Source organism: Thiomicrorhabdus xiamenensis, assembly GCF_013282625.1.
Classification (GTDB): Bacteria; Pseudomonadota; Gammaproteobacteria; order Thiomicrospirales; family Thiomicrospiraceae; genus Thiomicrorhabdus; species Thiomicrorhabdus xiamenensis.
In genome coordinates this window covers 874,048-895,044 of the sequence record NZ_CP054020.1, presented here as the reverse complement: position 1 = coordinate 895,044, position 20,997 = coordinate 874,048, and the positions used below count along the sequence as shown (strand labels likewise).

The window sequence follows — 20,997 nt, the reverse complement described above, 5'->3', positions numbered from 1 at the left end:
AAACCTCTTAAAAAACACCCTTTTTTTTGACCTGACACAGGTTTCTCTCCGATTTATTCGTAACAACTCAATTACTCTCTCTTTCTGTATTGCATATATCAGATACTTTTGTCTAAACTCGGTTCATAAAAGTGTCGTAATTTTACGCATTTACGTAAGTAATGCCTGCCATATAAGTTTACTTATATACTCATCAATAAAACTTTTTAGTTTTAAAAAACAACCATGGCACTTTTACAATAGCCTCCTCAATAGTGCGCTTTGCACTAAATTGTAAACTTTGACTCAAGGATAAATATCATGGACTTGATTAGCCTCTATCCGACTTGGTATGAACCAACAGTGGGATCCGGTTGGGTTGTTGCATTGATTGCAACTTTCCACGTACTGGCCTCCCACACTTCTGTTGGTGCAGCCATGCTCTTCGCTTATCTTTCACATAAAGCCTACCGCGAAGACCGTGAAGACCTTCTAGACTTCGTTAAGAAGTACGGTCTTTTCTTACTGGTCTTCACCTATGTTGCCGGTTCCATTACCGGTCCGGGGATCTGGTACTCCACAACCGTCGCTAGCCCGAACGGAATCGGCGCCCTAATTCACTCATTTGTATGGAAATGGGCGACTGAGTGGGTCTTCTTCGTGATCGAGGTTGTCGGGGTTTACATGATTGTTTACCTGGTTGGCCGCGTCGATAAACGTACGCACATGAAAATTTCGGTAATTTTCGGTATGGCGTCACTGGCCACTATGTTGATTATCGTCGGTATCCTGTCATTCATGATGGTACCTGGTAAAGAACAATGGTTCGCAGACGGTGGTTACCTGAACGGTTTCTACGGAACCAACACTTTCGCGCAACTGGGTATGCGTATGGCATTCATGTTCACCATGACCGCTGTAGTAGGTGGTATCGTCATTGCCGGAATCAAAGACCCTGCCTTCAAAAAAGAGATGGCTCGTAAACTGGGTTGGCTGGGGATTATCTCAACCCTGATCGGTGCGTCGATGTTCCAGTGGTACCTGACTTCGGTTCCGGATCAAGCACTACTGGTTATGGAAAACCGTCTTCCAGACTACTTCCAGTCTAGTATTATGATTGTACTTGCCGGTACTCTGGCTTACTTCATTATCACCATGCTTCGTCCGCAAATGATCGTTCAAGGTTTTGCCGGTGCGATGACAATCATTATCCTGGTCGCAGGTCTATGGCCTGAAGAGACGGCTCGTGAATCCATGCGTAAGCCTTGGGTTGCCGGTCAATATGTGTACTCTAACCAGGTAATCGGTAAAGACGTTCCAGGTATGGATATCAAATCCCAGCTTCCGACAATCGAAAAAGTCGGTATTCTGCAAGCACATCCATTTACTCCTGACCACCTGAAAGAAGTAAACGATGGCAATAAGATTCAGGCAGGTGAATTCATCGCAATGACCTACTGCTCGAACTGTCACTCTCCGAGTGAAACCGGTATTCGTCCGTTGCACCGCTACTTCCCTGAAGGCGTCTCTCAGGAACGTGTTGCTCAATACGTTAAAGGGGTTCTGACAACCGGTAATATCGCCTATATGCCGAAAATGCCGATGCTGGATTCCGAAGCGGAAGCTTTGGCCGCCTATCTGGTGCTGAACAATGACGGTGGTCAAGCGGCGGTAACCGCAGCTATCGATACTGAAATTGAACAACGCGAACGCGCTCTGGCCGAGCAAAAAGCTCAAGACACAGTTGCTGCCGTTGATCTACAGGAGGGCAAATAATGGATGCTCAACAAGTCGCTCAAGTTACTGAGATGATGTATGCCCTGCGCAACCCTGCAGGGATCCCGACCTTTCCGATTATTTTTATCGGTCTAGGTGTTCTAACCTTTGCCCTGCATATTCTGTTCGTGCAGTTAATGCTGGGTACTTCCGCCATTACTCTATATGGCGCTTTCAACAACAATGCATACTGGCGTCGCCTGGGTGCTGCCATGCTGGAGATCGCTAAAGTATCGGTTTCCGTAGCCATCGTAGTCGGTGTTGCACCGCTGCTGTTTGTTCAGGTTGTCTACGATCCGCACTGGTACACCTCAAACGTACTGTCTGCTGACTGGGTTATCGCCTTTATCGTTATTCTGATTTTGGCCTACTGGGCGATGTACTACTACTATTTCCAGAATGGTAAAAACCAGGATAAAACCGTTCAGCCTAAATCTCGCTGGTCGATGATTACCAGCCTGATTCTGATGCTGGTCGTCGGTTTCATTATGCACAGCCTGACGTCACAGATCCTGCACCCTGAACTGTGGAAAGAGTGGTACATGCAAAACGGCAAACTGGACTATTCCGGTACTCAGCTGCATGCCTACAACATCTGGCGTTATGCGTTCTTCATCAGCATGGCAATTCCGGTAACAGGAGCAATGCTGGTTACTTACCGTCGCTTTAAGTCGGTTCGTGAAGATGCCGATCACGACTACCTGAACTGGGCTGCTGAAGTCGGTAAAAAATGGATCAAAGTCGGTTCTGTTATCTCTACCGTTCTGTATGTTGCATGGATGGCGACACTGCCGGAAACAGCAGGTAACTTCGCAACTTCTGTATGGGGCATCCTGGGTGGCGTTGCCGTAATCGGTTACGCACTATGGGCTCAACTGCGTCTGAAAGGCGAAGCGCGATTCTGCAGCTACATGGCTCTACCTATGGCGCTGGTTATCGGCCTTGTTGTCGCAATCTCCCGCGAGATGCTTCGTTACGATATTCTTAACGGCTTCTTTAACTACAACTTCATGGACTACAAGATTGTTATGGACTGGTACTCTACCGGCCTGTTCTTCCTGACTTTCGCAATCGTTGGTGGTGTTGTACTGAGCTACTTCCTGACCATCGCTTGGAAATCAGGACAGACCGTCGGTGTTTACACTCCAGGTGCAACAGTTAACAAACTGGGTACCCTTTCTATCTGGATCGTAGCACTATGGATCGTTCAGTTCTTCGTAGTCGGTTTCTACGTCTGGGCACAATAAAGGAGCAAATAAATGAAAAAATCGCTAATGATCGGACTCATCACTGCTTCAGCATTCTTCGGTGTGACATCTGCCCAGGCTTCTGGAGCACTGATTCCACCGGAAGAATTTGCAAGTGATCCGCAGATTCCTGGGAAAATGCTGGGCGACAACTGTTCAGCCTGTCACGGTACGCTTGGACGTTTCTACGATGAATCCATGCCACCTCTAGCAGGGATTCCACGTGATGTTTTTATCAAGTTGATGCAGGACTTCAAAAACGAAGTTCGTCCATCCATTGTTATGAACCACGTAGCTAAAGTCTTTACGGACGCTGAAATCGAGCGCATGGCGGATTACTTCGCCGCGCAAACAGATCGTCCATGGAAAGAAGAAGATGTCCTTAAAGGAGGCCAGTAATGAATAACCTAACACGCCGTGAATTAATGAAGCGTTTTGGTGCTGCAGGTCTGAGCTTAGGACTGTTCGGGGCATCAAAAGAAGCCTGGTCAAAATCGGCTCCGCATATCGTCATCGTTGGTGGCGGTATCGGTGGGGTTTCGGCCGCTAAATATCTTCGTATCTTGGATAAGAACGTCAAGATCACCATTATCGAACCGAATAAAGAATATATTTTCTGTCCGGGTTCAAATGAAGTTTTGAACGACTTCACGTCAATCGAAGAGTTAACGGTGAACTACGAAAACATCAAGTCCCGTTACGCGGTCAATGTTATCGAAGATCTGGCAACTGACATCGATTACAGTGCGAAAAAGGTCAAGACCAAGAACTCCGGCGCAATCGCTTATGACAAGCTGATTGTTGCTCCAGGTCCTGACTATAAGTTCAGCGACATCGAAGGTTACAGCAAAGAGCTGGCGGAAGGCGATTTCCCACATGCGTGGAAAGCCGGCCCGCAGACTCTAAAACTGCGTGAGCAGATCCACTCTATGCCGCAAGGTGGCGTGGTCGCAATCTCCTCGCCTCCGATGCCGTATCGTTGTCCGCCGGCACCTTATGAGCGCGCCAGCTTTATCTCTGAGTGGCTGACACGTCATAACCCGACGGCAAAAATCCTGATTTTGGATTCCAAAAACAGCTTTACCTTCCGTAAGCACTATCTGGACTACTGGACCAAAGCACGTGGATACGGAACCAAAGATGCCATGATCGAATGGATTCCGATGGAAAAAGGCGGCAAAGTAACTCAACTGGATGCCGCGAACAATACGCTTGTTACCGCAGACGGTGAGCGCATCAAAGCCGATGTTATCAACATTATCCCGGCACATACTGCAGGTAAATTCGCGCATGCTACCGGTCTGACTCAAGGCAACGAGTGGGTTCCGATTGATCCTATGGATTATCGCTCCACCCTTGATAAAGATGTCTTTGTTGTCGGTGATGCGACTGAATCCTCGCCAATGGTTAAAACCGGTTATCTGGCATCGAACCACTCTAAAGCGGTAGCACAGTCGATTGTTAACGAGCTTGCAGGCAAGCCGCCTGTTCAGCCTCTGTATACCAATAACTGTGTCGCTCTGACAGGTGAAGACTACGGTATGACCATTACCGATACCTTCCGTGTTAAAGATGGCAAGATCGTCAAACAGTATGGACATCAGTCCACTGAGTTGGATAACGAAGCCCTGCATCATATTCGTGCCTCTCTGGCAATGAACTGGCAGCGCGCTTTCCGTCGCGACATCTTTGAATAATTGGTACAGGAGACGATTCATGAAAATTAAAGCTTTATTAATCGCCACTGGATTAAGTGTTCTAAGTGTCAGTACGGCATTTGCGAGTGGACATGCTCCACAGTCAGAACCTTGGACAATGAAAGAGTGGTTGGATACTAAAAATCAGATGCCGCAAGGCAGTGTTGACGCCGGTCAAAAGCTGGTCGAACAGGGTTACTGCTATACCTGTCACGGTGTTGAAGGTAAAAACATGACGCAGGCAACGCCTAGTCTTGCGGGACAAAATCCGGTTTATACCTACAAAATGCTGAAAGACTATAAATCAGGCCGTTTCAATGTCGATCACAAGTCGGACATTATGGTTCACCTGATGCAGATCTACAGCGATCAGCAGATGGCGGACATGGCGGCTTACTATGCGGCTCAGCCTCTGCCTTATGCACAATATGTTGCCAAAGACACTGAAGTGGATCCGGGCATTGTTCGTCTTGCGAACAAAGGGGATAACTCTCGAATGATCGTTCCATGCGCATCATGTCACGGTGCTCACGGTGAAGGCGGTTTAAATGAGACTCCTGCTCTGACCAACCTGAGTCCACGCATGTTTGTCCGTTATATGGAAGCATACCGTGACGGTTCACGTAATAACGACGTGGTCTCCGGCATGGCACAGTTTGCCAAAGACCTGACAGATGAAGAGATTCAGGGTCTGGCTGACTACTATGCGCAGCTTAAACCAAGAGGAGTGGAATAATGAATGGTAAAACAGCAATTATTTGGGGGCTGATCCTGACTTTTGGCTCCGTCGCACTCATGTGGTTATTAAGCACCATTACCGTGGTTAACTAACCAGCCACTGTAACCTGCAAAAAAGCACCTTTGGAATCTTTCCTCAGGTGCTTTTTTTATTTCTGGACAACGATATTTATCAGGATTTAACCAGGGTTCCATCCCGGTAAGCCTGTAAAGTTTCTTCGATTTCCCGATTGCTGGTCATGACGAAAGGCCCGCGATGAACAATCGGCTCACCGATCGGCTCGCCTTTAAAAATCAATGCCCGACTGGAAGCATCTCCCGCAAGGCTTATCTCGCCGCTCCCGGAAACAGCATCGGAAAACTGCACTAACTGTCCCGCCGGCACTTCACTGTCACCGTTAACCAAAACTTTACCGCTGATCACATACAAGGCCAGACTGGCTTCATGTGCCGCGACCGAAAGCGTTGCCTGCCCCTGCCAATTCAAATCCGCCAAAGCAGCGTTGCCACTCAGTTTTTGAAAATCTGAGCGGTATTCCTGACCGTTGAACTGCCAGTTACCAGCAACGACCTTGAGCGCAAGATCGTCAAGTTGCAACCATGGTAGATGTGACGCATCCATATCCTGATATTGCGGCGCCTGATATTTCTCGTCACGCGGCACATTCAACCAGAACTGAAAGCCCCAGAGTCCGTTCGCATCGACTTTCGGGATTTCCGCATGTTCGATCCCCTGTCCGGTATGCATCCACTGCAAACCTCCGGACAGGACCTCAGAGGCATTACCCATCGAATCTTTGTGAGCCATACCGCCATCAATCAGATAACTCAGCGTCTGAATCCCTCTATGCGGATGCACCGGAAAAGCGCCCACATCATCCTGCGGAGAAGCCTTCAATTCGTCTAACATTAAAAACGGATCCAGACGGCCGTCGAATAAGGCATTGCGCTGCAAAGCGACGCCTTCGCCATCCATCGCCGGCCGAGCAAGAGTCACTTGTCGAATTTTTCTAAGCATGCTGTTCCCTCTTTAATTGCGGCAAAACTGTCAGGATATCGTCTTTCGCCTTTTGGACGATTTGATCCGCATCGCCCTGGGCCAGACCAGCGGCATGAATAAAATACAGTTCTTTCAAACCGATAAAATTCAGCATGGTTTTCAAATGCCCGTCAAGATAATTCATCGCCTGTGCTGCGCCCTCTCGATAATCACCGCCGGAGCTCAGAATAATAAAGACCGGTTTATCCTCGACCAGTCCCTGCGGTCCCTGTTCAGTATAACGAAAGGTCTTCCCTGCTCTAAGCACCTGATCAAAAAAGCTTTTTAAATTGGCGGGCACCCCGAAATTATACATAGGCGCTGTAATGATCACGGCATCCGCCGCCTTGAGCTGTTCAATCAAACTGTCCGAATCACGTAAAATCTCCTGTTGTTCAGAGGTCGGCTCGGGATTGAATGCCGCCGCGAGATACTCGGCATCAATAGGACGAATGGACGATTGCGCCAAATCCAGATGATTAAGCTCCTGTGGGGCGAGATAAGTCGTCAGAAAATCCCCCAACTGCTTGGAGCTGGACTGTTCTACCGGCTGTAGACTGGCATCGATGCGCATAATATTGTTCATTTTCACTCTCCTGTTTAATTCGGTGACAATTTCAGTCTAAACAGGCCTAAGATGAATAAAAAGCAGGTTAGGCGCATCTAAATACTGCATAATTTGCAGTAATAATCAATTTATAATCGCGTAAAATTATCTCAAACAAAATAACCCTAGCGGAGTTGATACAGTGGCCACAATATGGGACGAAAGGTATTCAAGCGAAGAGTATCAGTACGGAACCGAAGCAAACGACTTCCTTCAGCAAAGCGTACATCATCTACCGCAAACCGGTGCGCGCAAAATCCTTTGCTTAGGCGAAGGAGAAGGTCGCAATGCGGTCTTTCTTGCCGAACAGGGGTTTGATGTCACCGCTATAGACGCTTCCGAAGTCGGTTTGCAGAAAGCTCAGACGCTGGCAAACTCCCGAGGTGTTAGCATTACAACTCAGGTTGCCGACTTGGCGGATTATGATTTGGGAACAAACCTCTGGGATGGCATTATCTCGATTTTCTGCCATCTTCCCGAAGCCTTGCGCCTGAATCTGCATCAGAAAGTCGCTCAGGCGCTTAGACCGCAAGGCGTTTTTATTCTGGAAGCCTACCGCCCCGAACAGCTGCAATTTGCTACCGGCGGGCCGCCTCAGGTCGAACTGATGATGACGCTTGAAGGCCTTAAAAATGAACTGGCCGACTTGGAACACCGCCATCTGTGTGAGCTGGAACGCGAGGTGAAGGAAGGCGTCCTGCACAACGGTATGGCCGCGGTTGTACAGATGATTGCAACCAAAGAAGGCTGAAATGCAAATTGAGCAACTGGAAATCTTCACCGAAGTTGTCCGTCTCGGCAGTTTTGCGGCCGTTGCCGAAAAACGCCAGCTCAACGCCACATCAATTTCCCGCAGTATTCAAGCATTGGAAACGGAGCTTGGCGTCAAACTGTTACAGCGCAGTACCCGCAAACTGGATCTTACCGAAGCAGGCGAAACCTATTATCAGCAGATACTTCCCATTCTGGATCACCTCGATCAGGCCAAGTATAAAGCCCTGGATATTAAGCAGGAACTCAAAGGAACCTTACGGGTCACCTTGCCGCTGGGCTTCGCCGAAGCGCAGGTCGTTCCACTTATCCCGGAGTTTCGCCGAGATCATCCGGAACTGAAACTCGAACTTCTGATTACCGACGAATGTCTCGATCTGGTTCAGGAAAAAATCGATATGGGCGTGCGCATCGGAAAAGTCTCCGAAGAAAACTGGGTCGCCAGACCATTAAAAACGCTACGTTTCGTGGCCTGTGCCAGCCCCCTTTTTTTACAGAAACATCCGTTTCCTGAACCCGGTGCGCTCGAGCAGCTGCCCTGCTTGAATTTCATTGCGAAAGCCGAAGCCAAACAATGGCGCTTTCACCACCGTCGCAGCGGAAAAACCGAAACGATTTGGATCAATCAAGTGCTTCTGGCAACCCATGAACAAGCGGCTAAAAGTCTCTGCCTGGCCGGAGAAGGAATCGCACTGCTTCCCGACTGGCTGGTGCAGGAGGAGCTGCAAAACAAACGTTTGCTTGAAGTCTTTCCGGAACACGATGTCCTCTATCTGCAAGCCGGCAATCAGATCTGGTGCACCTACCCTAACCGCGAATACGTACCGGCAAAAACCCGCGCCTTTCTCGACTTCCTGCAAGAGCGTCTGGGAAATAAAAAAGCCGGCAAAACGCCGGCTTAATTCAGTATGAAAGGATTTTAATCAATATCCGCGAAACCGGCACTCAACTGAGGCGTCGCTTTAATCAAATCATAGCTGGCACCAATGGCCGCATTATCAAAGGTAAAAGCACCACCCAAATCAATCCCAACCTGCTGCCCATAAGAGTAAGGATAATAGGTCGCACCTATAGTCGCTACGACCTCTTCTTCTTTATCATTCGAAAGAATTTTCCCGGTAAAGCCTAACTCTCCACTAAACGTATAAGAAACTCCGACCATAAAAGTAGCGTCAGCCTGTGCCGAACCCGCCAGGGTCGCTGCTGACAAAAAGGCTGCCAGAATTAACTTTTTCTTCATGTTTTTACCTCTAATTAAAATCCAACTTAGTGTTGTTAAAAAGAATAGCCCGCTTAGTAACGGGTAAGTCTACCATGAAGTTTTTTGTTACACCTTTCAAATTTGTCTTTTATAACCGGATTATTGAGACACACCGGCACTTTCTTCTCAAACCAAAAAGCCGGCTCAAGGCCGGCTTTTCAACTCAATCACATCATCCATGACTCAACAATGCAACACGAATGGCAGTCTACACCACCAAAATCAGTTCAACTCGTTCTGTACGAAACTGTTCCATTCTCTGATGGCACTGGCAGCAGCCTGCTGATGTACATCAATAGCGGCATTTTGCGCTTTGACATAATCACTGATGCATTTGTGATATTTCTGCTTGGCATAATTGAATTCCCCCCATTCCGTCACGGAATCAAACTTCGCCGGCTTCGTCGGTTTGACACACGAATGTTTAGGGGCATTAACATTGGCTGCAAAGGCAGGTGCCGCGCCAATCGAAAAAGCAAGTACCGCCAGCAGGGCTTTTTTTACAGGAAAAATCATTGATCGAATAACCTTCGGAGTTGTCAGTGTTACTGAATATGCAACCAATAGTATCAGTCTTAACCGATATTTCAATCAAAAACACGCTGTTATGTATATATAACCACTGAACAATATCGAAATTATTACGCTTTCCATCACTCTCTTGAAAAGTACTCGCCGTTTCACCGGTCACTTAACAACCAACCTGCGCCCTCGCCTTTTTCGGCCATGGGCGACCTGAAAACGCAGTACGAATCAAAACAGTTTATTGCGTAAATTTCTGTATAGTAATCCTATCGATGTTCCAAATACGCCCCTACTCACTTTTTTCGTGAATGCGGTCATTATCGATGTGCAAGGAGACCATTATGCTAACCGTACTAGGTGCTTCCGGCAGTCTGGATCAGGGCCGAAACTGTACCTCTTTCCTTGTGGGAGAACATATTCTGATTGATGCCGGCAGCGTGATGCAGCCCTTGGGCAAAAAGAGCCTGCGCATCGAACATGTTCTGCTGACCCACTCTCATTTCGATCATATTGCGGATCTTCCTTTCCTGATCGAAACGCATTTTGCAGAACGTCGCCGACCGGTAAAACTGTACGCTTCCCGCGCCACCCTGCTCGCGGTTAAGGAACATCTTTTCAATGGCGTTATCTGGCCCGAGTTTCAAACCATCGAACATCCCAAGCATAAAATTCCCATGCTCGAATTCGTGGAAGTCGAGGAGGAGGTCCCCTTTCGTATAGGCGCGTATCAATTCACGCCTGTTGCGGCCAAACACACAGTACCGACTTTCGGATTCCTCGTCAAAAAAGGCAAACGGAGCTGCCTGATCAGTGGCGACACCTATGTAAACCCGGAACTGACGCAGCGTATCAACCGTGACCCGGAAATAAACAGCCTGATTATCGAAACCTCTTTCCCTTCCAGTCTGAATACGATTGCCGAAAGAAGTCAACACCTGACACCCGAGCTGCTTAAGCAGCAACTCAACGACCTGAACCGCCCTTTGGCCATATACCTGTACCACCTCAAGCCCGCCCACGAAACCGAGATCCGTCAGGAACTGCAAAACCAAGGTTTGCCAATCAGTAAGATTCTCGCGACCGGGGACAGCTTCAGCCCATTTGCACAATACGGCACTTTCCGCGAACGTATCTTCTCAGAGAGCAGTGAAAAGAAACAACTGCGCTCGCTGCTGCATATCGCACAATCCCTGTCGGCGCAAACCAATACCGACCGATTGATCGAGTCAATTCTCAAAGAGGCGATGGACTTATCGGGCGCCGATGCCGGAACCCTTTACACCCTGTCAGAAGACAAACAGAAACTGCAGTTTACCGTCGTGCAAAACCGTTCCCTGAAGATCAAAATGGGCGGTACGCAAAACCCCATAAGCTGGGAGCCACTATCGTTATATCATCGCGATGGCACGCCGAACGGCAAAATGGCCGCTGTTCTGTGCGCCTTGAGCAAGGAGGCAATCAATATCCCCGACGCCTATTCCGATACCGATTTTGATTTCAGCGGAACCCGGGCGTTTGACGACAAAACCGGCTACCGCTCGCAATCGATGTTGGTGATTCCTCTACTGGACAGGGATCAGCGACTGCTCGGCGTTCTGCAATTAATTAATAAACAAGACAAATCCGGACAGGTGCAGCCCTTTAATCAGCAGGACCAGCAAAACACTATGGCGCTGGCATCACAAGCGGCGATTTCGCTGAACAATAGTTTGCTGATCAAACGAATGGAAGAGCTGTTCGAAGCCTTCGCCCACGCCATTACCAAAGCGTTTGACGAAAAAAGCAGTTTCACCGGTATCCATATCCGCCAGGTTGCGAAACTCGCCACTCTGATTGCCAAGGCAATTGACGAAGACGAGACCGTCTATAAAGACGTCAACTATACGCCGGAGATGCATCACACCATCAAAATCGCCGCGCTGGTGCATGACGTCGGTAAAATCGCGACACCGGAATCAATCCTTCAAAAGGCGACAAAACTGGAAGCGATTTACGACCGTATCGAAAGCGTTCGTCTGCGTTTTGCCATCCTGGAGCGCGATCTACGTCTGCAAGCCTTACAAAAGCGAATTGAAAATCTCGGACAGGCTCCGAGCCCAGTCAATGCCAACGATGATCGGGAACTGCACTCCGAAATTCAGGAACTGTATGACCAGTTCGAATTTCTCAAGAGCATGAATACCGGCCGGGAATTTGTTGAACAGACGCATCTGCAAAAAATCCAAAAACTGGCCCAGATCTCTTTCGAGCTGGATGGCAAGCAGCATCCTCTGCTGAGTGGAGACGAAGTGGTCAACCTGAGTATTCAGCGAGGAACCTTGAATGACGCCGAACGCGAGACGATTATGGACCACGCCCGCATCTCGCTTGAGATTCTGCAAACACTGCCGTTTCCCGAACAGTACGAACGAATTGTCGATATTGCCGCGAACCATCATGAAAAACTCGACGGCAGCGGTTATCCGCGCGGACTGACCGCCAGTGAACTTACTCTGGAAGATCACATTATGATTCTGGCGGATCTGTATGAGGCGCTTTCGTCACCGGAACGCCCCTATAAGCAGCCGCTGTCGCTGCAGCAGGTGGCGAATATCCTCTGCTCTATGGCTAATCACGGAGAGATCGACAAAACGCTACTGCGCTTTTTCTTCGAAAGCGGCGCCTATCAGAACTACAACACGGAACTGAATCCGGAGCAGCTGACCGATTTCGAATTGAAACTGAACTGAGAGCACCTTTCGATGGCGACTTTTTTCGAAGAACGAATTCCTGTTTTCAAACGCCTTGAAGAGACATTGTCCGCGCAATCCTATGTCGATATCCCGACAGACTGGACAATTGTGATTGCCGACGTAATCAATTCGACGCGGGCTATTCAGGAAGGACGCTACCGTGACATCAACGCTCTTGGCGGCAGTATTATTGCCGCCGTTTTAAACGCCGCCAAACCGAGACCGATTCCTTTTGTATTCGGCGGAGACGGTGCCAGCTTCTGCGTTCCTCCGCAGATGCTGGATCAAGTGAAACAGGCGTTGAAAGGATGTCAGGAACTGGCCGAAGAAAACCTTCAACTGCAGCTGCGAGCGGGACTGGTTCCCTGCTCAGACCTGAGCTTGCCGGTTCGTGTCTGTCGCCTGCAGCGAGCCGAGCATTTGACACAGTTTTTCTTTATCGGCAACGGTTTACAGGAGGCCGAACAAAAAACCAAACAGGATCAACGCTATCTTTTACCGGAGAATATTCAAGCCAATGCCGATTTTAGCGGCTTTGAGTGCCGCTGGAATCTGGTTCCGTCCGCCAAGGAAATCACATTCAGTCTGTTGGTCCAAGCACGTCTGCCGGAACAACCCGAGGCTCTGGCTCTGTTTAGAACATTGACCGGCAAGCTGGATGAACTGATCGGCACCGAATCCGGACACCACCCGCTCGCAAGCGGAAAACTCTCCATGTCTTACCAAACAGACAAGCTTCGTGCCGAAGTCGCCGCTAAAGGACTGCATGCTTCACGTCTGAAGCGTTTCTGGATCGGAATAAAAATCCGTTTGGAAAATATGATCGGCGAATACTGGATGCGAAAACATGTCAGCATTGACGGCTATAATTGGGGAAATTACCGCAAAGAGTTAATTGAAAACGCCGACTACGAAAAACTGGACGACATTTATCGCTGCGTGATGAGCGCGGACAAAAAAGAACTGGAACAGTTAATCGAATGGCTTGAGAGTGCTCGCCGGCAAGGAATACTTTATTATGGTTTGCATCAAAGCGATGCCGCAATTGTGACCTGCCTTGTCTCGCAAAAGCACAGCAAACATATTCACTTTATCGACAGTTCAAAAGGCGGTTACGCCCTGGCGGCCAGACAACTGAAAAAACAGATTCGGCAAGACGAGAAACCATAATCCCCTCACACCTTTGGCAGCCCTTCTTTCGGCGCAAAAAACGCCGGATGGAACTGTACTTTTCCGCTCGGATAGGTGCCGTCAAACGAATAGACGAAAAACGCTTCTTGCGGAATCCCGTCGACGCTCAATTGAGCGATATTTTTAAAACCGAATCGGGGGTAGTAGCTCGGGTGTCCGACCAGACAGCAGCCTTTGGCCTTAAGCGCTTTAAGACGCGACATCCCTTCGTTGATCAGTGCCGAACCAATCCCCTGGGATTGGAAATCAGGCAAAACCGATACCGGCCCCAGCCCGTACCAGCCTTGCGTACCGTCGGAAACGCTTACCGGAGAAAAAGCGATATGCCCGACCACCTGCCCATCCGAAACGGCCACTAAAGAAAGCGTCAAAGCCCCGGCATCACGCAACGCGTCGATAACCCAGTGCTCCGTATGATCGCTGATCTCAAGCGTCGAAAATGCAGTAAGCGTAACCTTAGTGATGAAAGGAATATCGTCCGTCCTCTCATCCCTGATCGTGATATCCGAATTCATCCCCCACGTCCTGCAAACTCAATTGAGCTCGTCATCTTTCCAGAACTTGGTGCCCTTGACCGTCGCCTGTAAAGCTAACCCGCTTTTGGTAAAGGTATACACGGTTACATCGCCGAAATAGGCTTCGCCTTCCACCGAAGCACCTTTATCGGTCACTTTGGCCGCCGCATCTGCATTGCCTCCAAATGTCCATCCGCTGTCGATAAAGCGGTTCATCGCTTCCCGGGTATGGAAGACCATCACAATCCGATAATCCTTCACTCCTAACCCTAAACCGACACCGCCTTCAGCCATATTCATATAGGTTCTTTGACCGTTCTGACGATCCGTCACAACGCCGTAACCGGTTCCAGCCGCCAACAGAAACAGATTTACATTCGCATTGGAGAAGACGGCGTAGCCGGGTGACGCATTGATTTGCGTCCGGGCATGCGGCTTGATCGAATAGAGTTGTGTCAGCGTCTCGCTTTTCATTTTAAGGATCGCCTGCTGTTTATCAGCTTTGGACCCGCTGCCCATAGAGGCGCAAGAAGCCAGGGTAAAACTCAAAAACAACACCGAAAACAATCTTAAAAACAGCATGATTCACCTCACTTTGAATTCAATGGCATCGATCAAATTATAAACTGCTCGAATCCGTAAAAAGCGAAACGCTTTATGAAAGTTTTTTATGCTTCAACAGTCTGCTAAAAAATACCGAAAACCGCCATCAACGCGCGCTACCCAAACTTTTTTCCCAAAAGAGTGAAAAAAATTTATTATCAGCTATTGACGCCGGCGTAGAAATGTCTAAAATTCACCGCACCAAGCGAGCGTGGTGGAATTGGTAGACACGCCAGATTTAGGTTCTGGTGCCTTTGGTGTGAGAGTTCGAGTCTCTCCGCTCGCACCATATTCAAAAACCCCAGGTCGGGAAACCGGCCTGGGGTTTTTCTGTATTCAGCCCCGTAAAACGGCAACGACTGTTTTGTACAAAGGACGATCAAATACGGAAGCGCTTTTATCGTCCACGATCCACGCGAAAGTCTTTTTAGCGCTTATCGTTGCGGCAGAAGGCCATTCGCCTGCGGGCAATATGGAACCTGGCAAGCGATTGCGCTTTCCAGCCCCAGCTTAGATATTTCCTCAAAACTCTGACGGATATTCTCGCTGTCCGGATTTAACTTTAAAGCGCACTGGACAGCCTGTCGTGCCTGAGCAACGCACTTTCTAGCCACAAAGTTATAGGCCAGATTATTCCAAGCATCGGCATTCTCCGGCCTGAGTTCAATTTCGCGTTTATAAAACCTTTCCGCCGCCTGAAAATGATTGGCGGCATATTCGCTGTTGGCCAACGCCATCAGAACAATGGAGTTTTCTGGCCAGCGCTTTACCGCGGAACGATACCCCTGAAGAGCCTTACTTGAGAAACCGATCTCTTCAAGCGCATGGTTTGCCAATACGTAGGACGCAGGATCGGCCGTTACCGGAATTTCCCCCGGCTTCACAATAACATAAGCCCAATATTTTGCTCGCTGCCAAGTTCTCTCGAAAGTTGCCATACTGACCAGATGGCGTTTGATCTCTCCAGAGCGCAAAATCAAATGCTTTTGATCGAGGTCGTAACCGACAACCACTGCGTAATGCCATTGCGGCCAGGCGGCGAGTGAAAGATTCTGGAACACCAATACCGGATTACCCCGGTTGAGTTCCAGAAGAATATTTTTAAGATCCGCTTCGAGCGGATAGCTCAACATACCGTAGCTACGTGCGGCGGCCAGCATTTCAATCTGCAGACTCCCTCGACGATGCGGTAAATAAACCTGCTTTGCCAGAGCTTTATCCGAAACGTCAATATCCCGATAAGACAAGATGGTGGCTAAGGCTGCCGGACCGCATTGGTATTCCTGTTGAGGAAAAAACGGCACTTCCGACAATTCCATATGACGGGCAATCGAAGGATCCGCCAGTTGCGACAAGGCGTTGGTTTGCGGCGTGCTGGAACAGCCGCTGAGAGACAGGCAAAAAACAACGCCAGACAAAAGCCTGGCGCAGATTCGATTGAACATTTGTTAAGAGATGTTTATTTGTTAATGTTATTCACAAACGGGAAGACATCGGTAGCGCCCAGCATATCGGTAATCACCAATACCACAAAAACAAATAACAGTGCGCTCACAATACCGCTTCCGGCAGGCAACTCATCCAGTTTCTGATTCAGAGCGACCAGTTCCTGATCGGTCATTTGGCTGACGCGCGACTTGGCATCTTCCGGGTCAACGCCCATAGCAACCAGCTGCGCCTGTACATCACTACGATCCAGTCCGGCGAGGATTTCCTGCACCGTCAGATCATGACTCACTTCGGCGACCAATTGATCATTGGTTACCATCCCTGCATAAGCATAACCAACATAACCGTTTAAAAAAGCAAACAGGGATAGAAAAGAAATCAGTTTGGCAAACCTGTGCGATAGTCTCATTATTGACACCTCATTGTTAGTTGAAAACACCGTGTTTTTTATTGTAGCCACAGGCCAATCCAGATAGCAAACGAAAAAGACAAGCCAATAGAAACGGAAAAGGGTTCAACTCAGTTTCCGATCCGGCATTATTTTGCTACAGCGGCCTGAGTACAGGTTACTTCAGGCGGAAGCCCTTGCACCATTCCTTGCACCATTCCTTGCACCATTTTGGCGAAAAACGGGAATCTATTGCCCACGCTCAAAAGACAATAAATACATAACTTATTCATATGAATAAATTTATTTGATGCGGAATCAAAATTGTTAAATACCCCACATTTCAAAAATTATGGTTCATAACTTAGTTTCGGGGACACAAAAGAATGAATGACTCTTCATCAATACAAGAATCGAATGAATTTGATATTTCAAACCTGAGCACCCTGGTTTCAAAAACAGACCTGCAAGGCACAATTCTGGAAGCCAACGACGCCTTTGTCGCGGCAAGCGGCTATTCTCGGGAAGAGCTCATCGGACAGCCGCATAACATCATTCGCCACCCGGATGTACCCAAAGAAGTATTTGCCGATATGTGGCATACCCTGCAACAGGGAAATCCCTGGGTTCAGACCGTAAAAAATCGGCGCAAAAACGGACAGTACTACTGGGTGGAGTCGCACGTCACGCCGATCCTGCAAAAAAATCAGATTGTCGGCTTTCTTTCCGTTCGCCGCCCGATTTCCAACGAGCAGAAACAGCACGCGGCTCTGCTCTACCAGCAAATTCGTAACCGCAAGCGTTCGTTAAAAAACGGGATCGTAATGAATTTCCGGGAGCGTTTTTGCGTTTTCCATCGCATCCACCCGATCAATCTTATGGTCAGCACAATTGCCTTGCTGGGCGTTTTAATGACGCTTATTCAAGCACAGATTCTTACTCTGCCTGTTCCCGTTGCAGGATTACTGGCAGCCGCACTGTTTCTGTATGCACTTGCCGGCCGTAAATATGCCTTCAATCGTTTAGGGAAAGCTAAAGTACTGATCGATAAAATGCGCCAATCCGATTTTACCGGCAACCTGCCCTTTTATGGCAATCACTCACTCAGCCGTCTGGTCTCGGCGGTAAAAATGATGCAGGTTCAGCTTGGTGCCGAAGTGGAGAAGTCGATTGCTGACCTGAACCGCAGCACGCGCTTGAAATCCGCATTGGATAGCGCTTCGGCCAAAGTAATGATGATCGACCCAAAAGGATCAATTCTGTATTGCAACGACGAACTTAAAGCGTTTTTTGAATCCCATCAAGCCGCTTTAGTTCAGAGTTGTCCGCTGTTCGACATGCACAATCTGATTCAGCAGCCTCTGCACGAAATTTTCCCGCTTGCCAGTTTCGAGAATCTTAACGAAGCAACGACAACCCAAGAGAACATTGCCAATCTGCATATCGTATTCAAAATCAAACCGGTTCTGAACCAGCATCAACAACGCATCGGTACCGTCATTGAATGGAACGACATCACCCAGGAACATAAAATCGAGAACAATCTTAAGGCGACTCTGGCCATGGCAGCGCAAGGTCATACCGCATTGAAAATTGAAACCCGAGAATTAAGCGGCTTCTATCTGGACACCTCGCAAAACATCAATGCCCTGTTGACCGAAATTAACCAGATTATCGAAAGCATGGTTCTGGTGATGACAAGACTGGCTACCGGCGACTTGAAAGGACGCATCGATCAGGACTTGCAGGGAGCCTTGGCTGCCATGAAAGGCTCGACCAATGTTTCTCTGGATAACTTATGCACGATTGTTTTCTATATCAAGCAGGCCGTAGATTCGGTCAACACCTCGGTCAATGAATCAGCCAAAGCTTCTCACGATCTCTCGGAACGGACTCAACAGGCGGCAGCAACCCTACAGCAAATCAACGCAACCATGCAGGAAGTTCACTCGCAGCAAACCCAGAACACTCACGAGCTGATCGAAATCAGTCAGCTCTCTGAGCAAACCATTACCGAAAACCGTCGCGCGAAATCGTCTTTGGATAAAACCGTCACCGCGATTGATGAAATTCGTAGCACCTCGGAAAAAATCGCCAGCATTATCTCCCTGATCGACGGCATCTCATTCCAGACCAACTTACTGGCGCTTAATGCCGCCGTTGAGGCCGCTCGTGCCGGAGAACACGGACGCGGCTTTGCCGTCGTTGCCGGAGAAGTTCGCAGCCTGGCGCAGAAATCAGCGGAAGCCGCCAAAGAGATTAAGGATCTGATTGATGAATCTGTACAAAAGGTACATGAGGGTGTCGAACAGGTACAGCAAACGGATCAGGCTTTTGAAACCGTTAACCACAGTGTGGTTAAGATCGGTAAAGCCTTAAAGCACATCGAACACTCTATTCAGGATCAACAGGAAGCGATCTCCAATACTGCTTCCGCGATTGGTCACCTGGACCAAAACATTCAGAGCAATGCCACTCTGGTTGAACAGACATCCGCCGCCGCACAATCCTTGAAAGAACAGGCCGAACTTCTGGCACGAGAAACCAACAAATTCAGTATCGATGAACGCAAAACCGAACAGCTGGTGCAAAATTTCAGTGAAATCGGCGGCATTCGCATGAATGACCTGCGCCAATCAATGCGTATCTGGCGTGCCAATGCGCAATCGTTCCTTAACGGCGTCAATGTGCCGATTGAGCAGGATAAACTGACGGATTCTGCAAGATCCGATCTGGGGCAGGCTCTGACACAAATGCAGCAGCACAATCCGCAGATTCAACATTTGAAAGAGTTCACCCGCACTCAACACTTACACCAGCAGCAACACCAGCTGGTCAAAAATGTACTTGAACTGATGCACGGCTCTTCCGAAGACCTGGAACACTTGAAAGATAAAGACTACTTAATGGATCAGCTTGTGGTCATTTCCGATCAACTTGATGAATCCTTAAGATCACTCGATCTGGCGCTGTTCGAGCAGAACTCTTCGGGCAAAGCGGACGACTCGCCGTACCTGCTCGCCTACGGCTAATCGCGTGCAATAACTGTAAAAGAAACCAAAAAAAGAGGCGATGAAATCTTTCACCGCCTCTTCATCCCTCACACAAGGGCACCCTCTCAAGCTACGTTAATTTAACGCACTTTCGGTCCTCGCATGCTGCACTTCATGACTCCGTTGCGAGCTGTTTTTTCTGAATGGTTTTAATATTCGCCAGCATAGCAATCGAAATCACCAGCGCCACTATAAAGAAGCCGGAAAAAACATACAGGGTTTCAGCATAAGAACCGGTTGCATCTTTGACCATCGAAATAATCAGCGGTCCAACCAAGCCGGCCGCGGCCCATGCGGTCAGAATATAACCGTGAATCGCCCCCAGTTCTTTGGTGCCGAAGATATCGCCGATATAGGCCGGAATCGACGAAAAGCCACCGCCGTAGCACGACATAATGAAATACAAAATAATCTGGAAAATGATGATTTCAGTGATTGACGGCAGCATATAAAAAGCGACCGCCTGTGTCGCGAAGAAGGTGATATACACGATCGGACGAGTCATGTAGTCCGACAACGAAGCCCAGAAAATACGCCCTGCGCCATTGAAAATCCCCATCAAGCCCACGGCCGCCGCCGCCGCAATCGCAGACAAGCCCAAGACCTCTTGCAATAACGGCGATGCAACACCGATTATCGCAATCCCGCAGGTCACATTGATGAACAGCATCAGCCACAAACCATAGAAACGCGGAGTTTTGACCGCTTCATGCACGCCCAGCATGGCCAAATCCGGTTTGATTTTCTTATGCCCGGGCTTCGACTTTTTTCTTAAAGCCTTCAGGAAGGTAACCTTCTTCGGGTTTCTCCAGATACAGCGCCGAGGAGAACATAATGACAAAATAGGTAGCTCCTAAAATCATAAAGGTTGACGCCACACCGACTTCGGAGATCAGGACTTTGATCGTCGGCCCCCAGATGGCCGAAGCGAAACCGAATCCCATAATCGCCAGACCAGTCGCCATACCGCGTTTGTCCGGGAACCATTGCACCAGTGTCGATACCGGCGAAATATAACCAATCCCCAGACCGCAACCGCCCAAAACACCGTAGAAAAAATACAGCAATAGCTTGGATTCTATCATAATCGCCAAACCGGAACCTGCCGTACCCAATCCGAAAAGAACCGCCGCGATAATCGCCGAAACTTTCGGGCCGTTACGCTCGACAAATTTCCCCATCAGAGCCGCCGAGAGCCCCAGGAAGAAAATCGCAATACTGAACGCGATAGTGACATCCGTCAAAGTCCAATTCATTGTTTCTTTGATCGGATTAACGTAGACGCTCCAAGCGTAAACCGAACCGATACAGATATGAACGCCTACGGCCGCCAAGGCCATCAGCCATCTATTTTTTCCCATATAGAGTCCTTCGTCCTATGAAATTGTCTGAAATTGTAAAGAAGTTACCGAGACACAATATCGTA

The 20,997-nt window shown here is 48.7% G+C and carries 20 protein-coding genes and 1 tRNA gene; 11 read left to right on the top strand and 10 right to left on the bottom strand.

Annotation, left to right across the window (positions count from 1 at the left end; all coding sequences use genetic code 11):
* Positions 1–300 precede the first annotated feature (300 nt).
* From HQN79_RS04090 to HQN79_RS04070, 5 genes are read left to right on the top strand one after another with little or no spacing between them, the layout of a single operon-like run.
* Positions 301–1,755, top strand: coding sequence for a c-type cytochrome (locus HQN79_RS04090; RefSeq protein ID WP_173284416.1), 1,455 nt, complete (start codon positions 301–303; stop codon positions 1,753–1,755).
* Entirely contained in the window at positions 1,755–3,002 is a 1,248-nt protein-coding gene (locus HQN79_RS04085) for a hypothetical protein (protein WP_173284415.1), read from the top strand. The genes HQN79_RS04090 and HQN79_RS04085 overlap by 1 nt, the downstream gene beginning before the upstream one ends.
* Before the next feature lie 12 nt (positions 3,003–3,014).
* Complete coding sequence (locus HQN79_RS04080) at positions 3,015–3,401, top strand: c-type cytochrome (RefSeq protein ID WP_173284414.1); 387 nt, start codon at positions 3,015–3,017, stop codon at positions 3,399–3,401.
* Positions 3,401–4,699 (top strand): FAD-dependent oxidoreductase, encoded by a 1,299-nt coding sequence (locus HQN79_RS04075; protein WP_173284413.1) that lies wholly within the window; start codon positions 3,401–3,403, stop codon positions 4,697–4,699. The genes HQN79_RS04080 and HQN79_RS04075 overlap by 1 nt, the downstream gene beginning before the upstream one ends.
* A gap of 19 nt (positions 4,700–4,718) precedes the next feature.
* Positions 4,719–5,435 carry a c-type cytochrome gene (locus tag HQN79_RS04070; RefSeq protein WP_173284412.1) on the top strand — a complete coding sequence of 239 codons (717 nt, stop codon included), beginning with the start codon at positions 4,719–4,721 and terminating at the stop codon, positions 5,433–5,435.
* A gap of 174 nt (positions 5,436–5,609) precedes the next feature.
* Here HQN79_RS04070 and HQN79_RS04065 read toward each other — a convergent pair whose 3' ends face one another.
* Positions 5,610–6,455: a pirin family protein gene (locus HQN79_RS04065; RefSeq protein WP_173284411.1), complete on the bottom strand. Its 846-nt coding sequence runs from the start codon at positions 6,453–6,455 to the stop codon at positions 5,610–5,612.
* The gene (locus HQN79_RS04060; RefSeq protein ID WP_173284410.1) at positions 6,448–7,062 is read right to left on the bottom strand and encodes an FMN-dependent NADH-azoreductase; all 615 of its coding nucleotides are present in this window, start codon (positions 7,060–7,062) and stop codon (positions 6,448–6,450) included. Before HQN79_RS04060 ends, HQN79_RS04065 begins: the two co-directional genes overlap by 8 nt.
* Positions 7,063–7,225: 163 nt before the next feature.
* On the opposite strand from HQN79_RS04060, the gene HQN79_RS04055 reads away from it, so the two are divergent.
* Together HQN79_RS04055 and HQN79_RS04050 are read left to right on the top strand one after the other, a co-directional pair.
* Complete coding sequence (locus HQN79_RS04055; RefSeq protein ID WP_238843422.1) at positions 7,226–7,834, top strand: class I SAM-dependent methyltransferase; 609 nt, start codon at positions 7,226–7,228, stop codon at positions 7,832–7,834.
* Between the two features lies 1 nt (position 7,835).
* Positions 7,836–8,756 carry a LysR family transcriptional regulator gene (locus HQN79_RS04050; RefSeq protein WP_173284409.1) on the top strand — a complete coding sequence of 307 codons (921 nt, stop codon included), beginning with the start codon at positions 7,836–7,838 and terminating at the stop codon, positions 8,754–8,756.
* A 17-nt stretch (positions 8,757–8,773) separates the two neighbouring features.
* On the opposite strand, the gene HQN79_RS04045 is transcribed toward HQN79_RS04050, so the two are convergent.
* Together HQN79_RS04045 and HQN79_RS04040 are read right to left on the bottom strand one after the other, a co-directional pair.
* Positions 8,774–9,094 carry a hypothetical protein gene (locus HQN79_RS04045; RefSeq protein WP_173284408.1) on the bottom strand — a complete coding sequence of 107 codons (321 nt, stop codon included), beginning with the start codon at positions 9,092–9,094 and terminating at the stop codon, positions 8,774–8,776.
* Positions 9,095–9,337: 243 nt separating this feature from the next.
* The gene (locus HQN79_RS04040; RefSeq protein ID WP_173284407.1) at positions 9,338–9,631 is read right to left on the bottom strand and encodes a hypothetical protein; all 294 of its coding nucleotides are present in this window, start codon (positions 9,629–9,631) and stop codon (positions 9,338–9,340) included.
* Between the two features lie 350 nt (positions 9,632–9,981).
* Here HQN79_RS04040 and HQN79_RS04035 point away from each other — a divergent pair, with 350 nt between their 5' ends.
* Together HQN79_RS04035 and HQN79_RS04030 are read left to right on the top strand one after the other, a co-directional pair.
* On the top strand, positions 9,982–12,369 hold the full coding sequence (locus HQN79_RS04035; protein WP_173284406.1) for an HD domain-containing phosphohydrolase: 2,388 nt from the start codon (positions 9,982–9,984) through the stop codon (positions 12,367–12,369).
* 12 nt (positions 12,370–12,381) lie between these two features.
* A complete protein-coding gene (locus tag HQN79_RS04030; RefSeq protein ID WP_173284405.1) occupies positions 12,382–13,542 on the top strand; it encodes a DUF3095 family protein in 1,161 nt (386 codons plus the stop codon).
* Between the two features lie 5 nt (positions 13,543–13,547).
* Here HQN79_RS04030 and HQN79_RS04025 read toward each other — a convergent pair whose 3' ends face one another.
* Both HQN79_RS04025 and HQN79_RS04020 read right to left on the bottom strand, forming a co-directional pair.
* Positions 13,548–14,078: a GNAT family N-acetyltransferase gene (locus HQN79_RS04025; RefSeq protein ID WP_173284404.1), complete on the bottom strand. Its 531-nt coding sequence runs from the start codon at positions 14,076–14,078 to the stop codon at positions 13,548–13,550.
* Between the two features lie 18 nt (positions 14,079–14,096).
* Positions 14,097–14,660 carry a lipid-binding SYLF domain-containing protein gene (locus HQN79_RS04020; RefSeq protein WP_173284403.1) on the bottom strand — a complete coding sequence of 188 codons (564 nt, stop codon included), beginning with the start codon at positions 14,658–14,660 and terminating at the stop codon, positions 14,097–14,099.
* 226 nt (positions 14,661–14,886) lie between these two features.
* On the opposite strand from HQN79_RS04020, the gene HQN79_RS04015 reads away from it, so the two are divergent.
* Positions 14,887–14,970 (top strand) — tRNA-Leu (locus HQN79_RS04015).
* Positions 14,971–15,115: 145 nt separating this feature from the next.
* Here HQN79_RS04015 and HQN79_RS04010 read toward each other — a convergent pair.
* Together HQN79_RS04010 and HQN79_RS04005 are read right to left on the bottom strand one after the other, a co-directional pair.
* Complete coding sequence (locus HQN79_RS04010) at positions 15,116–16,099, bottom strand: PA2778 family cysteine peptidase (protein WP_238843421.1); 984 nt, start codon at positions 16,097–16,099, stop codon at positions 15,116–15,118.
* Positions 16,100–16,140: 41 nt separating this feature from the next.
* Complete coding sequence (locus HQN79_RS04005) at positions 16,141–16,539, bottom strand: DUF6627 family protein (RefSeq protein WP_173284401.1); 399 nt, start codon at positions 16,537–16,539, stop codon at positions 16,141–16,143.
* Between the two features lie 365 nt (positions 16,540–16,904).
* On the opposite strand from HQN79_RS04005, the gene HQN79_RS04000 reads away from it, so the two are divergent.
* Positions 16,905–19,550 (top strand): methyl-accepting chemotaxis protein, encoded by a 2,646-nt coding sequence (locus HQN79_RS04000; protein ID WP_173284400.1) that lies wholly within the window; start codon positions 16,905–16,907, stop codon positions 19,548–19,550.
* Positions 19,551–19,683: 133 nt separating this feature from the next.
* Here HQN79_RS04000 and HQN79_RS12100 read toward each other — a convergent pair whose 3' ends face one another.
* On the bottom strand, positions 19,684–20,295 hold the full coding sequence (locus HQN79_RS12100) for an MFS transporter (protein WP_338065244.1): 612 nt from the start codon (positions 20,293–20,295) through the stop codon (positions 19,684–19,686).
* 22 nt (positions 20,296–20,317) lie between these two features.
* Positions 20,318–20,932 (bottom strand): MFS transporter, encoded by a 615-nt coding sequence (locus HQN79_RS12095; protein WP_202984510.1) that lies wholly within the window; start codon positions 20,930–20,932, stop codon positions 20,318–20,320.
* Positions 20,933–20,997 lie beyond the last annotated feature (65 nt).

Excerpts from the sequence above, each read along its gene's own strand:
- HQN79_RS04045 (WP_173284408.1), bottom strand. The coding sequence starts at position 9,094 with ATGAAGAAAAAGTTAATTCTGGCAGCCTTTTTGTCAGCAGCGACCCTG.
- HQN79_RS04005 (WP_173284401.1), bottom strand. The coding sequence starts at position 16,539 with ATGAGACTATCGCACAGGTTTGCCAAACTGATTTCTTTTCTATCCCTG.
- HQN79_RS04065 (WP_173284411.1), bottom strand. The coding sequence starts at position 6,455 with ATGCTTAGAAAAATTCGACAAGTGACTCTTGCTCGGCCGGCGATGGAT.
- HQN79_RS04080 (WP_173284414.1), top strand. The coding sequence starts at position 3,015 with ATGAAAAAATCGCTAATGATCGGACTCATCACTGCTTCAGCATTCTTC.
- HQN79_RS04035 (WP_173284406.1), top strand. The coding sequence starts at position 9,982 with ATGCTAACCGTACTAGGTGCTTCCGGCAGTCTGGATCAGGGCCGAAAC.
- HQN79_RS04085 (WP_173284415.1), top strand. The coding sequence starts at position 1,755 with ATGGATGCTCAACAAGTCGCTCAAGTTACTGAGATGATGTATGCCCTG.
- HQN79_RS04030 (WP_173284405.1), top strand. The coding sequence starts at position 12,382 with ATGGCGACTTTTTTCGAAGAACGAATTCCTGTTTTCAAACGCCTTGAA.
- HQN79_RS04020 (WP_173284403.1), bottom strand. The coding sequence starts at position 14,660 with ATGCTGTTTTTAAGATTGTTTTCGGTGTTGTTTTTGAGTTTTACCCTG.
- HQN79_RS04000 (WP_173284400.1), top strand. The coding sequence starts at position 16,905 with ATGAATGACTCTTCATCAATACAAGAATCGAATGAATTTGATATTTCA.
- HQN79_RS12095 (WP_202984510.1), bottom strand. The coding sequence starts at position 20,932 with ATGGGAAAAAATAGATGGCTGATGGCCTTGGCGGCCGTAGGCGTTCAT.
- HQN79_RS04070 (WP_173284412.1), top strand. The coding sequence starts at position 4,719 with ATGAAAATTAAAGCTTTATTAATCGCCACTGGATTAAGTGTTCTAAGT.
- HQN79_RS04050 (WP_173284409.1), top strand. The coding sequence starts at position 7,836 with ATGCAAATTGAGCAACTGGAAATCTTCACCGAAGTTGTCCGTCTCGGC.
- HQN79_RS04075 (WP_173284413.1), top strand. The coding sequence starts at position 3,401 with ATGAATAACCTAACACGCCGTGAATTAATGAAGCGTTTTGGTGCTGCA.
- HQN79_RS04060 (WP_173284410.1), bottom strand. The coding sequence starts at position 7,062 with ATGAACAATATTATGCGCATCGATGCCAGTCTACAGCCGGTAGAACAG.
- HQN79_RS04040 (WP_173284407.1), bottom strand. The coding sequence starts at position 9,631 with ATGATTTTTCCTGTAAAAAAAGCCCTGCTGGCGGTACTTGCTTTTTCG.
- HQN79_RS12100 (WP_338065244.1), bottom strand. The coding sequence starts at position 20,295 with ATGCTGGGCGTGCATGAAGCGGTCAAAACTCCGCGTTTCTATGGTTTG.
- HQN79_RS04025 (WP_173284404.1), bottom strand. The coding sequence starts at position 14,078 with ATGAATTCGGATATCACGATCAGGGATGAGAGGACGGACGATATTCCT.
- HQN79_RS04090 (WP_173284416.1), top strand. The coding sequence starts at position 301 with ATGGACTTGATTAGCCTCTATCCGACTTGGTATGAACCAACAGTGGGA.